Below are 12,205 nucleotides of genomic sequence, written 5' to 3' on the forward strand. Positions count from 1 at the left end.
TTCCGGCCGAGGAGACCGCCCGCATGACCGCCCAGCCTGATCTCACCCTGTTTCACGCGCCCATGACCCGTTCCATCCGTCCGCGCTGGGCGCTCGAAGAGATGGGCCTGCCCTACACGCTGGAGCGCGTGGCGTTCGACCGGGGCAATGTGGGCGGGGACGCCTACCGGGCGGTCAATCCGATGCAGAAAGTGCCGGCGCTCAAAGACGGCGATCAGGTGATCCTGGAATCCACCGCGATCCTGGAATACCTGGTCACGAAGCATGGCCCGACCCCGCTGGCGGTGACGCCGGACGAGGCCGATTACGGCCGCTATCTCGAATGGCTGCATTTCGCCGAAGGGACCATGTCCATGTCGGTGAATCTCACCCTGGCCCATACGATGCTGCTGCCCGAAGAGCAGCGCAATGCGGGCCTAGCACAGTGGGCGCTGGCCAATGTGAACCGCCAGCTCGTTCAGGTGGCCGAGCGGGGCCTGGGCGATGGCCGCGAATGGCTCGCCGCCGGGCGCTTCACCGCTGCCGATATCTCGATGGGCTATATGTTCTATCTGCTGAAAATCGTGAAGCAGTTCGACAATGCGCCCGAGCCGGTGAAAGCCTATTTCGACCGCATCAAGGTGCGCCCCGCCTGGCGCAGGGCCAGCGCGGACTGACATCGCGGGTGCCCGCGAGCGTAAACAGAAAGCCGTCATGAACCAGGGCGCCGAAACCATCGAGGCGGGGCTGGCGCGCCTGGCGCGCCTGCATCCCAAATCCATCGATCTGTCGCTGGGGCGCATAGAACGCCTGCTGGCGGCGCTGGGCGATCCGCAGCACCGCCTGCCGCCATTGATCCATATCGCCGGCACCAACGGCAAGGGCTCCACCGCCGCTTTCCTCAAAGCCATCGCGGAAGCGGCGGGCGAGCGGGTCCATGTCTACACCTCGCCTCATCTGGTGCGCTTCAATGAGCGCATCGTGCTGGCCGGAGAGATCGTCAGCGACGACGCCCTGCGCGACGCCTTCGCGCGCTGCGAGGCGGCCAATGACGGGGCGGACATCACGTTTTTTGAAATCACCACCGCCGCCGCCTTCCTGCTGTTCTCTGAAACACCAGCCGACCGGCTGATCCTGGAGACGGGGCTGGGCGGGCGGCTGGATGCAACCAATACGGTTCCCAACCCCCAATGCACGGTGATCACGCCGGTGAGCCTCGATCACCAGGCGTTTCTGGGCGACACGATTGCGCAGATCGCGGGCGAGAAAGCCGGCATCATCAAGCCGGGCGCGCCGGTGATATGCGGTCCGCAGGGCGAGGCGGCGCTGAAAGTCATTGAGGCAGCCGCTCGGCGGCGGGGCGCGCCATTGCAGGTCTGGGATCGTGATTTCTCTATCCGGCCCGAGCATGGCGGTCTGGTCTATGAGGAAGAAAACCTGCTCTGGGATTTGCCCGCGCCGGGCCTGAAAGGCGCCCACCAGATGGCCAACGCCGCCCTCGCCATCGCGGCGGCGCGGGTATGCGGTTACGCGCTGGATGCTGTGCGCGCGGGTGTGGCCAATGCCCGCTGGCCGGCCCGCCTGCAACGCCTGACGGCCGGACCGCTTGCTGACATCGCCCGGGGCGGACATGCTGAACTATGGCTTGATGGCGGGCACAATCCGGCGGCGGCGCAGGCGCTGGCTGCGGCGCTGGGCGAGATGGAGGCGGCGCGCGAACGCCCGCTGGTGCTGATCTGCGCCATGTCGCGCAACAAGGATGCGCAAGGTTTCCTCAGCTGGTTCGCGACCCTGGCCGCGCGGGTGATCGCGGTAAGTTTCTCCGGCGGGCGCGAGGGCGCCCATACGGCCCAGTCCATCGCGCAGGCCGCCCGCAAGGCCGACCTGCCTGCCCAAACCGCCGCCGGTCTGATCGAGGCGGTCCACGACGCGTTGGAGGATTATGACCAGCCGCGCATCGTCATCTGCGGCTCGCTCTATCTGGCCGGCGAGGTGCTGGCCATGGGCACAGGCGACAGCGTGCAGACGACACCGGGTTAGGGCGCCCTGCTTTTCGCACCTGCAGCAGTGGCGGGCGATGACATATTCAGGCTCAGGCGCATAATGTCGCGGCCTGACGCCGTGCGAGATCCGCCATGCCCCTGAACGACACCGAAAGCGCCAAGAGCGCCCGCCTGCCCGGCACGCCGGATCAGCTGGCGGCCTTCTGTCTGGAGGCGCTGGCCGGCGGATGGGGCGAGGACTGGGATGCGCCGCTGGTCAATCCGGTGGGCGATCTGGCCGCCCAGCTCTTTTCCGGCCTGCGCCGGGGCGCGGTGTCGGTGGAGGGGCTGAAAGCCCTGATCCAGCATTTCGCCGATGACGGCCTGGCGGCGCGGGCGAGGGCGCTGTCAGCGCTGCATGGCGACGGGTTGTCGGGCGCCGCCGAAGCGGATGTGCGCGGCCAGCTTGAGGCGCTGGCGGGGGAAGGGTTTGACGCCTTTGCCGCTGCGGTGACGCGCAAGCGCGGCGGCGTTGTCTTCACCGCCCATCCGACCTTCGCCTTGTCGCGAGCCGTGCGCGATGCGCTCGCCAGCGCCGCCGTCACTGGCGAGGCCGGGGCGCTGGTGGGCGCGGGCCATATCCACGGGCCGGATGAGGATGTCACCCTCATCAACGAACATGACGAGGCCATGGCCGCCGTGGAGGCCGCTCGCGAGGCGCTGACCGGTCTCAACGCCCTGGTGCTGGACGTGGCGCGCGCCGCCTTCCCGGACCGCTGGCGCTCGCTCGATCCCGACCTCATCTCGCTGGCGAGCTGGGTGGGATATGATCTTGATGGCCGCACCGATATTCACTGGGGCCGCTCCATCGCCTTTCGCCTGCAGGAAAAATCCCGCCAGCTCATGCGCTATGCGGCGCTGATCGAGGCGTCGGGCGCTGCTGAGCTGGACCCGCTCGCCGCCCGCCTGCGTGCAGCCGCCGAGGCGAGCGCAGGGCATGCGGCGCTGTTCGAGGCCGATCTGGATGACCCCTCGGCTGTGGTGCGCGCCGCCAATGCGCTGACGGTGGAGTATCCAGAGCGCCTGACCAGCCTGTCGGGACCCATCGCTGAACTGGACCGCGCCATCGGCGATGCGGACGATGACGTGGCGTCTCGCCTGGTCCTCCTGCGCTCGGAGATGAAGGCGGCGGGGCTGGGGGCGGCGCATATCCATCTGCGCATCAACGAGGCCCAGCTGCGCGGCGCCGTGCGCGCCGATCTGGGGCTGGAGGATGACAGTGATGATTTCGGGCGCCTGGCCCTCACCCGCGCCGCAGAGCGGGCGGCGGAGGCTGAGGTGCGCACGGTCAGCTTCGCCTCGGTCTTCCTGGAGCAGATGACGGCCCGGCGCCAGTTCATGCTGTGCGCCCAGCTTATCAAGCACGTGGACAGCGACACGCCCATCCGCTTCCTCATCGCCGAGTGCGAAACCGCGGCCACGGTGATGGGGGCGCTTTATCTGGCGCGTCTTTATGGCGTGGCCGATCGGGTGGACATCTCGCCCCTGTTCGAGACGCCTGAGGCGCTGGAGCGCGGCGGACGCCTGATCGAGCGCCTGCTGGCCGAGCCGGTCTATCGTGATTACATCGCCGGGCGAGGGCGGCTGGCCATCCAGCTGGGCTATTCGGACTCGGGCCGTTTCATGGGTCAGGCGGGCGCCCAGCTCGCCATTGAACGCCTGCACATCCTCACCGCCCGGGCGCTGGCGCGCTATGGCGTCAAGGGCGTGGCGGTGGTGGTGTTCAACACCCACGGCGAATCCATGGGGCGCGGCGCCCATCCCGGCGGCTTCAACGAGCGGCTGGACCATTTGCTGACCCCCTGGGCGCGCGGCAAGTTCGCCGCCGCAGGCGCGCCGGTGATCCACGAGACCAGCTATCAGGGCGGGGACGGGTTTTTGCATTTCGCCCGGCCCGAGCTGGCGCGCTCGGTGATGATGTCGACCGCCCGCCATTTGCTGGCCGAGCCCGGCGCCCCGCGCGGCGATCCCTTCTATGGCGAGATCGACTACACCTGGGACGTCTACCGGTCGCTCAAGGCCTGGCAGGAAGCCCTGTTCGACAATGCTGATTACCGCACGGCGGTCACGGCGTTTGCGCCCAACATGCTGGCGCGCAGCGGCTCGCGCCGGGCCAAGCGGCCGGGCGCGCCGGGCCAGAGCCTGGATCTGTCCATGCTGCGCGCCATCCCGCATAACGCGGCGCTGCAGCAGCTCGGCATTCCGGTGAATGTGTCCGGCGGGCTCGGCGCCGCCATTGGATCAGAGCCTGAACGCATGGCGGCGTTTCTGGAGCGCTCGCCGCGTATGGCGGCCCTGCGCGGGATGATTTCGCGGGCGCGCACCCTGACCAGTCTCAATGCGCTGCGCGGCTATGCCCGCCTGTTTGACGCCAGCGAATGGACCGGCCGGGCGGCGGCGGCCCAGTCCGAAGCCGCCGAGCGGGCCTTTCTGGCGCTGGCCGGGCGCCTCTCCGACCAGTCGCGCCAGACGGCGCTGACCCGGCTCAGCAATCATCTGTCGGCGGATCTGATGCGGTTTGACCGCATCGCCGACGGGTCGGACCATGCCTGGCGGGACGATCCCGACCGGCGCGCGGTGGAGGCGCTGCACGCCATCCGCCAGGCGCTGATCATGCAGGCCTTCCTGACCATTTCGCGCCTGCCGGCGTTTTCACGCCGCCATGATCTGACACGCGAGGACCTGATCGATCTGGTGTTCGCCCTGCGCCTTCCCGAAGCGGTGACTGCGCTGGAGGAGATTTTCCCCGCCGCGCGCCCCGGCCTGGAATTACTGGACGCGGTGGAGGAGCAGACCGGCGCCGACGAGCCGGCGCGGCGCGGATACCCGGAGATACAGGCGCGCATCGTCCAGCCGCTGGCCGAGCTGCACCCGATGATCGGCCAGATCACCGTGGCGATCAGCCATTATTACCGGGCGTTCGGCTGAGCGCGCGTCAGGCGACGCCGATGCGCGGCGGGCCGCCATGAGCCGCTTCAGACGGCCCGAAGGCGCGGTTGAGCGAGGCGGTGGAATCGCACGCCAGCTCGATGGCGGCGGTGAGGTGTTCGAGCACCTTCACATTATTGGCCAGCACATGCAGCGCTTCGGGGCGCGTGTCGGCGGAGATTTTCGTACACCGCACAAGCACTTCGGCGCGCAGGGCCTGGAGGATGTCCTCCAGCTTCAGGCCGGCCGGATTGTCGTCGGAGACCAGGTAACGCGTCATGTCCGCCTCCTTGGTTGCGGGTCTGAAGCGCGAGAATGGCATGGCTGCGTCATTTTTCCGTAAACGCGCGCCCGGCGCCTTGCCCGTGCTGGCCGGGCGGTTCAGTTTGCCTGCGATCAATCAGGTTGAGGAGAATGCGATATGTCCGAACGGATCGGAGCGGCGGCGCTGGTGAAGGCGCTGGATGGCTGGCAGGCGGTGGAGGGGCGCGACGCGGTGCGCAAGGAATTCCGCTTTGATGACTTCAAGACTGCCTTCGGCTTCATGGCGCGCGTCGCCCTGAAAGCTGAACAGATGAACCACCATCCTGAATGGTTCAACGTCTACAACACGGTGGATATCACGCTGTCCACCCACGACGCCGGCGGCGTCACGGCGCTGGACAAAGAGCTGGCCGAATACATCGAGACGGCGGCGCGCTGAGACGCTGGTCAGCCCGAATGGATCATCACCGTGTCGAGCAGGACCCGGGCCCGCCCGGGGCCGAGCAGGCGGTCGGTTTCAGCTTGCAGCAATGCGGCGATCGCCTCGGCGTCCGGCACGTGAGGCCAGGCGTACTGGCGCGCTGAATAATTGAGCACGGTGCGGGTATAGGCGTCGCGCAGCCAGGGTTGACGCTCCTCGACCAGCGCCCGGTCCTCACGCCTTGGAATGTCGAGCCCGAATGCGATCTGCAGCTGGCCCGCCGTACGTCCGCGCGCGCGCACCGGCGCGTGGACCGGTGTCTGGGCGAAATAGGATTGCGCCGTGGTGATGTGGCGCCCCGGCGGCGCCTCTGGCGCACTTGGCGCAATCGCCAAGGCGGCCGGAGCGGACAGGGCCGCAGCCACGACGCTCAGGCATGACAATACACGCATCATGTCGCCTTTATGGCCCGCGCGCGTAAAGGATTGGTTTGCGAGCGGACGTATGAGCGCCGCCGGGAGGCGGCGCTCATACGTCCGCTTACCAGTCCATATCCTCTTCGTATCCCAGATCGATCAGCGCCTGGCCGTAGCGCTCCTTGAACGCCTCGCGAATTCTCGAGGTGAAGTTCTGGGGCCAGGGGCTGGACCCTGGGTTGGCGTGCGTGCTGGCCAGGTCGATACCCGCCACGTCGGGCACGTTCAGGAAGCGGGCGATCTGCTCCAGATGCGCGGCTGGTCTGGCGGCGAAATCCTCCAGACGCAGGGTCAGCACCCGTTCGTCGTCGAAAGGCGCCAGCAGCAAGTCCTCGATCACGTGCTTCGAGATATTGTCCAGCTCATACAGGATCCCGTCTTCCTTGGACAATTCGTTGAGGATCGGTTTGTCCTGCTTGAGCTGATCCCAGACCCAGCCGTTCAGCTCGGTATGGTGGTCACCCTTGTGGTGGAAATAGTTCGAAATCAGCACCTGACGCGGGTCGCGGATGATCCGAAGACCCCGCCAGTCGCCAGCCGTGCGCCGGATCTTGTCGAGGCTGCGCTGTGTCGCGTTCGCAAACAGGACGACATCGCGGCCGTTCTGGCCGAGGTCCGAAAAATCGATATTGGGCAGATCCAGATCGTCCAGCCGCGAATAATGGTGCGGCGGATTGGCGATCTTGTAGCTGCGCACCCGTGCGCCGGTGCTTTCCGCGATCCGGCCAAAAACCTCATTGCGGAAGAACCTGGAGCCGCATTTATGGTGACCGAAGAACACGAACACGTCCGGTGCATCGGGGTATTTGATGGCGCCGATCTGGCGTTCGGCCGCAGTCACGCGTTCCTGAAGCATGGTTCCGGTCTTGCGGAACGTGCTGACGGTCTTCTGTGTCCCGGTGGCGATTTCCAGCGCCTGCTTGGACGTGGTCTGAAGGGCCGCGAGCGGCGCCTTGACGTCTGCATCGAGAATGGAGCGCAGGGTGTCGATTTCCCGGCGCAGCTTGGCGTCTGATTCACCGGCGGTCATCGCAACCGCTTCGAACCGTTCAGTGAGCCTGCCGATGGATTCCGCCGTGGCCTCGTCCACTTCGGCGCGCAGCCGCTGTTCGAGGCCCTGGCGGATCGCTTTGAGCTCTTCGCGAAGCGCGTTGTCGCCCTGAGTGGCGGCTGAATGCGCCGACAGCGCTTCGGCTTCGGCTCTTTTCAGCGCCTGTTGCATCGCCTCAATCTGTTCGCGCAGCTCGGCTTCGCGCTGTTTGGCGGCTTGCGCCGCCCGGCCGAAGCTTGCAGTCGTCACAGCGGCGCGTGCACTGAGTTTTTGTTCGAGAGCCGCCTGCAAACTCGCCAGCTCGTCCCTCAGCGCTGTGGCTTTCGCCGAATTGTCGTCCGACAGGCGCGCTTCAAGCGCCGAAAGCTCGGCCCGCAAGGCCGCCTCACCGCCGATGAGGGCATTTCTGCCAGCCTCGGCTATCTGGCCTTTCAAGGCGTTCGCGATCCGGGCCTGCTCGGCTTCAAGGCGCCCCAACTCGGCGCGCAGAGGGGCCTCGGCGCCCGATTGCGCCGCCTGGCTGGCGCGCGCGATTTCCTCTTTCAGCAATTCGGCGGCTCGGGCCTGCTGGGTTTCCAGCCTGGCCAGCTCACCGCGCAGATCGGTCTGGGCGCCCGAGCGCGCGGATTGCGCCGCGCGCGCGATTTCCTCTTTCAGTGCGTTGGCAGTTTGGGCCTGCTCGCCTTCAAGACGCTCCAGTTCGCCGCGTAGCTCTGCGGCCGAGCGAGATTGCGCCGCCTCACTGGCGCGCGCGATTTCGTCCTTCAGGGAGTCCGCCGTGCGCGCTTGTTCGGCTTCCAGTTTCGCCAGTTCTGCGCGCAAGTCCGACTCGGCTCCCGCACGCGCAGCCTCGCTGGCTCGAACGATTTCGTCTTTCAACAAATCGGCCGTGCGGATCTGTTCAGCCTCCAAACGCGCCAGCTCGGCGCGCAGCGTGTCCTCGGCCCCCGAGCGTGCGGCCAGCCCAGCCTGCGCGATCTCTTCCTTGAGCGCCTGCGCGGCACGGGCCTGCCTGGCTTCAAGACGTGTAAGCTGAGCGCGCAGAACGGCTTCTGCGTCCAGCCGGGCCGCCTCGCCCGAACGGGCAATCTCGCCCTTGAGCGTTTCTCCGGTGCGCGAAATCTGGACTTTTAGCGTTTTCACGGTTCGCAGCTGCTCGTCATTGAGCGCTATCAGCCGGTCTTCGAGATCGCGCGTAGAGCGTGCCTGGGCGCCCCCGTACTGAACCAGACGATCATCAAAATCACGCTGGTCATTCACCAGGCGCTCAACACGTCTTTCACGCCCGGCGGCCAGCTCGTGAATGCGGGCGATATCGTCGGCCAGCCGCCGGTTTTCGGCCGACAGGGTCTGGACGGCCCGCCGCAGCCGCCAGCCCAGCGCGCCCAAGCCGATCAGAAGACTGGCGCCCAGCAGGGCTCCGGCCAGAACCAGGCGTGATCCGAGCAGCCCGGGTCCCAATGCGGCGAAGGCCAGAGCGGCGAGGGCGGCAAGCCCGGCGATTGCGAGAAGAGTCGATCCGCCTGCGCGCCAGAGCGTGCGGCGGGTGTTCTGCAGTGTGGGAAACAGGCCGGGCGCGAGGCGGCGCAGGGCGTCGCCGGCCGGCGCGTACCAAGGCCGGCTCAACGGGGGCCGGGGCGGGGTCAGGCCGGCAGGCTCCACGACCGTTCGATCAGCGTGGCCTGACATCTCGCGTTCCTGAGCGGGACGTTTATCCGGCGCGCTTCCCTGAACAGGGCGCTGTGGGGCTGGAGTTTCCTGATGGAGCACGTGCACGTCGCTGGGCCGGGGCGGCGGCGGTGTGTCAGGTTGTGTGCGCCGGACCGGCTTGGGCAGCCCGCCTGCGCCGGACGCCGAAGCATCCACGACGAGCTGACGCAGCGTCTCTTGCAGCGTATCGAGATTGTGGTTCTCGAAAGCGAAAGTCCGCGCAGCTCGGCCCAGCGCCTGACGACGGCCCGGATCGTTCATCAGGTCCACCAGGGCGCGTTCCAGAGCGCCTTCGTCTTCCTGATCGACCACCATGCCCAGGCCATTGTCTTTGAGATAGCCGATGGTGGCGGCGTCTGCCGGGCCATGGGCCAGAAGCACTGCGCCGGAGGCGAGGCACTCAGGCATTTTATTGGCCATGGAATAGCGCACATAGCGCAGCGTGGCCTCGTCGAAATTATAAGCGATGACCACCGCGTCCGCGCGGCGCAGCCATTCGCGGTAGACGTCCAGAGGGCGCGTCTCGTCGGTCACCGAGGTGAACTCAAAACCCGAAAAATCGTCCTTCGCCTCGCGCAGCCACCAGGGCTGGGTGTTGATCTCCAGCGATACGGCGTTTCCGGCTTTGCCAAGCCTCTCCACGGCGCGCGCCAGACGCAGGACGCTGGCGCGCTGCATGTTAGCGGCCAGTCCGCCGGCATAGCGGATACGCAAACGCCGCCCGGAGTGTGGCGCGCGCTCCGGCCAGTCGCTGATGCGCACGCCATTGGCCAGCGGTGTGAACGGAGCGCCGTAACGCGCTTCAAACGCCGAAGACATCGACTCGCAGATCGACAGGCGCGCCTGGGCGTGTTCGAGCAGGAGGTTGAGGTCCGGCTCCAGAACGCGCCATTGCTCGGGATCGCGCTCGGCCAGATCGCGCGGCCAGTCATCCATCACCCAGGCCACGACCGGCTTGCCAATCTCGTGCAGCAGGGACATCGCCAGGGAATGCAGCCACGGCATGTCAGGCACCGGGCGGTACAGCACCGCGTCGGCGTCAAAGCTCAGCGCGGCGTCGCGGGCCGCCTGTTCCGAGCAGGGCTTGGTGACGTATCCTCCAGACCCGTCCGGCTTCGACAGGGCGAGCCCGTCCTTGCCGTGACGCGCGATCTGCAAGAGCTGGTCCGCGGGCCAGCCGGCAAACAAATTGGCCTTGATCTCGCCGGTGGCGGTGCCGTTGGCGAACGGCGTCATGTCGAGCATCAAAAGGCGCGGATAGCGTCGCAAATGGCCATTGGCCTTGACGTCTTCAGGCGAGCGCGCATGCGGAAACAGGTCGTGGAAAGGCCGCCGCTCGAACACCTCAAGCTGGCCGCCAATGCCGGCGTTGTAGATCATCTGGCCGGTGCCTTCGAGCGTCCGGCGCGCCTCGGTATAGGCTTCCACCATCTTGTCGACCTGCGGGTCGTGCCAGCGGAAGCCCTTGCCGAAATAGTTCGGATCGAAATGGTTCGGGTCATCGGACTTCATGTCCAGAACCCCGACCCCGTAATCCTTGCTTTCCTTCGCGTCTTCAGGGATCGCGTAGCTGGCGTCGACGCCGATCAGGTAAATTTCCTCGAAGCCGAGATAGGCCGCGATCTGCATCATCGAGAAGGTGACAGTGCACCCCGTGTAGGTGATCTTGTCGGCTTCCATGGAGAAATCGAAGCCGTGCGGATAGCTTTTGCGCGGGCGGTGATTGTAGAAAACCGTGTCTTCATCGGCCTCGAACATATAGCCCAGATAAGCCGGGAACAGCTTGATCGGGCCCTTGAACTCGTTGATCCACGCGGCCCGGTCTTCGGCGACCAGATGGTCTTCGACCAGATAGAAGGTGGGCTTCCAGTCAAGATCCTTGGCTTTCAGGAAGAAGCCGTTCACCGCGAAGGTCACTTCGTCTTTCAGCACTGACAGATCGGTTTCGTTCAGGCTGGGCCCGTTGCCGATCAGGAAGCAGCGCTTGCGCCCCTTGAACTGCTCGCGCAGCGCGCGCAGGCGCGGGCGATAAACCGCGTCGAGATCGTGTTTGTAGATCTGGATGACATGGCGGACGCCGCGGATCTTGTCCTCGAGCGGGATTTTTTCGGTGGGCAGATAGATCGGCGCCCGGCTTGGCAGTTTCGCCAGCAATTCCTGATATTCTTGCTCTTGCGACGTCATGCCCATCGAAAGCTGTGTCATCTGGCTCTACACGTCCTTCATCGGATCAAAAAAACCGGCCCGCCGGGCGGGGTGTGTCTGCAAGTGGTGTGGGCGTCAGTCTTGAATGCGTCATCTGGTCCGGCGCCAGGCGCCCGGCCGCTTCAGGCGTTTCATATTACACTCCGCTCGCGCAGCGCCTGCTCCCAGGCCCATGCCGAAGCGACAATGCCCGTCAGATCATCGTGGCGCGGCGCCCAGCCCAGTTCGCGCTTCAGACGGTCTGCGCCGGCGACGATCGCAGCCGGGTCGCCTGGACGGCGCCCCGTTTCGCGCACCTCGAAATCGACCCCCGAGACGGCTTTGACCGTATCGATCACTTCGCGCACGCTGGCGCCGCGCCCATAGCCGCAATTGAGCGTGACGCTGCCATGTCCGGCGCGCAAGCGGGCGAGCACCATGGCGTGGGCGTCCACCAGATCACTCACATGAATATAGTCGCGTACGCAGGTCCCGTCACGCGTGGGATAATCGGTCCCGAACAGATCCAGGCGCTCGCGCAGCCCCAGGGCCGCCTGGCAGGCCGCCTTGATCAGATGGGTGGCTCTTGCGGTGGACTGGCCGGCGCGGCCCTGCGGGTCGGCGCCCGCCACGTTGAAATAGCGCAGGACCCCGAACTCCATCGCGCCGGCGGCTGCAGTGTCGGCCAGCATCCACTCGGTCATCAGCTTGGAGCGGCCATAGGGCGAAAGCGGCGCCAGGGGCGCGTCCTCGCTCACCGGTTCGTCGCCCGCCATGCCGTAAACCGCCGCGGTGGAGGAGAAGATGAAACGGGTCACGCCACAGGCTGCCGCCGCGTCGATGAGATTGCGCGAGGCGGCGGTGTTGTTGGCGTAGTAGCTCAGCGGATCAGCGACAGAGTCCGGCACCACCACTGATCCAGCGAAATGGATGATGTCGGTGATGGCGTGTTCTGCGATAAGTCTGGAAACAAGCGCCATGTCCCCGGCGTCGCCGCGCACAAAAGTGGCGCGCTTGTCCACCGCCCAGTCAAATCCGGTGACCAGATTGTCCAGAACAGTCACGCGCTCGCCTGCATCAAGCAGGGCCAGCGTCATGTGGGCGCCGATATAGCCTGCGCCGCCTGTCACCAGAACAGTCATCCGTCCCC

At 66.3% G+C, this 12,205-nt stretch carries 8 protein-coding genes; 4 read left to right on the forward strand and 4 right to left on the reverse strand.

The annotated features are described in order from the left end of the window. Positions 1-23 precede the first annotated feature (23 nt). The 3 genes from L2D01_02295 (at position 24) to L2D01_02305 (ending at position 4,949) form a co-directional block, all read left to right on the forward strand. On the forward strand, positions 24-656 hold the full coding sequence (locus L2D01_02295; GenBank protein ID WBQ10618.1) for a glutathione S-transferase family protein: 633 nt from the start codon (positions 24-26) through the stop codon (positions 654-656). A gap of 37 nt (positions 657-693) precedes the next feature. Next, a complete protein-coding gene (locus tag L2D01_02300; GenBank protein WBQ10619.1) occupies positions 694-2,019 on the forward strand; it encodes a bifunctional folylpolyglutamate synthase/dihydrofolate synthase in 1,326 nt (441 codons plus the stop codon). Between the two features lie 95 nt (positions 2,020-2,114). Continuing rightward, positions 2,115-4,949: a phosphoenolpyruvate carboxylase gene (locus L2D01_02305; GenBank protein ID WBQ10620.1), complete on the forward strand. Its 2,835-nt coding sequence runs from the start codon at positions 2,115-2,117 to the stop codon at positions 4,947-4,949. A 7-nt stretch (positions 4,950-4,956) separates the two neighbouring features. Here L2D01_02305 and L2D01_02310 read toward each other — a convergent pair whose 3' ends face one another. Then, positions 4,957-5,229, reverse strand: a complete 273-nt coding sequence (locus L2D01_02310; GenBank protein WBQ10621.1) for a hypothetical protein — start codon at positions 5,227-5,229, stop codon at positions 4,957-4,959. A gap of 141 nt (positions 5,230-5,370) precedes the next feature. Here L2D01_02310 and L2D01_02315 point away from each other — a divergent pair, with 141 nt between their 5' ends. Continuing rightward, the gene (locus L2D01_02315; protein WBQ10622.1) at positions 5,371-5,652 is read left to right on the forward strand and encodes a 4a-hydroxytetrahydrobiopterin dehydratase; all 282 of its coding nucleotides are present in this window, start codon (positions 5,371-5,373) and stop codon (positions 5,650-5,652) included. A gap of 8 nt (positions 5,653-5,660) precedes the next feature. On the opposite strand, the gene L2D01_02320 is transcribed toward L2D01_02315, so the two are convergent. The 3 genes from L2D01_02320 to galE form a co-directional block, all read right to left on the reverse strand. Continuing rightward, entirely contained in the window at positions 5,661-6,086 is a 426-nt protein-coding gene (locus L2D01_02320) for a hypothetical protein (protein ID WBQ10623.1), read from the reverse strand. Positions 6,087-6,174: 88 nt separating this feature from the next. Beyond that, positions 6,175-11,076 (reverse strand): DUF115 domain-containing protein, encoded by a 4,902-nt coding sequence (locus L2D01_02325; GenBank protein ID WBQ10624.1) that lies wholly within the window; start codon positions 11,074-11,076, stop codon positions 6,175-6,177. Between the two features lie 131 nt (positions 11,077-11,207). After that, on the reverse strand, positions 11,208-12,197 hold the full coding sequence (gene galE / locus L2D01_02330) for a UDP-glucose 4-epimerase GalE (GenBank protein WBQ10625.1): 990 nt from the start codon (positions 12,195-12,197) through the stop codon (positions 11,208-11,210). Positions 12,198-12,205 lie beyond the last annotated feature (8 nt).

The organism is Hyphomonadaceae bacterium ML37 (genome assembly GCA_027627685.1).
GTDB lineage: Bacteria > Pseudomonadota > Alphaproteobacteria > Caulobacterales > Maricaulaceae > Oceanicaulis.

Excerpts from the sequence above, each read along its gene's own strand:
- galE (WBQ10625.1), bottom strand. The coding sequence starts at position 12,197 with ATGACTGTTCTGGTGACAGGCGGCGCAGGCTATATCGGCGCCCACATG.
- L2D01_02295 (WBQ10618.1), top strand. The coding sequence starts at position 24 with ATGACCGCCCAGCCTGATCTCACCCTGTTTCACGCGCCCATGACCCGT.
- L2D01_02310 (WBQ10621.1), bottom strand. The coding sequence starts at position 5,229 with ATGACGCGTTACCTGGTCTCCGACGACAATCCGGCCGGCCTGAAGCTG.
- L2D01_02315 (WBQ10622.1), top strand. The coding sequence starts at position 5,371 with ATGTCCGAACGGATCGGAGCGGCGGCGCTGGTGAAGGCGCTGGATGGC.
- L2D01_02300 (WBQ10619.1), top strand. The coding sequence starts at position 694 with ATGAACCAGGGCGCCGAAACCATCGAGGCGGGGCTGGCGCGCCTGGCG.
- L2D01_02320 (WBQ10623.1), bottom strand. The coding sequence starts at position 6,086 with ATGCGTGTATTGTCATGCCTGAGCGTCGTGGCTGCGGCCCTGTCCGCT.
- L2D01_02325 (WBQ10624.1), bottom strand. The coding sequence starts at position 11,076 with ATGACACAGCTTTCGATGGGCATGACGTCGCAAGAGCAAGAATATCAG.
- L2D01_02305 (WBQ10620.1), top strand. The coding sequence starts at position 2,115 with ATGCCCCTGAACGACACCGAAAGCGCCAAGAGCGCCCGCCTGCCCGGC.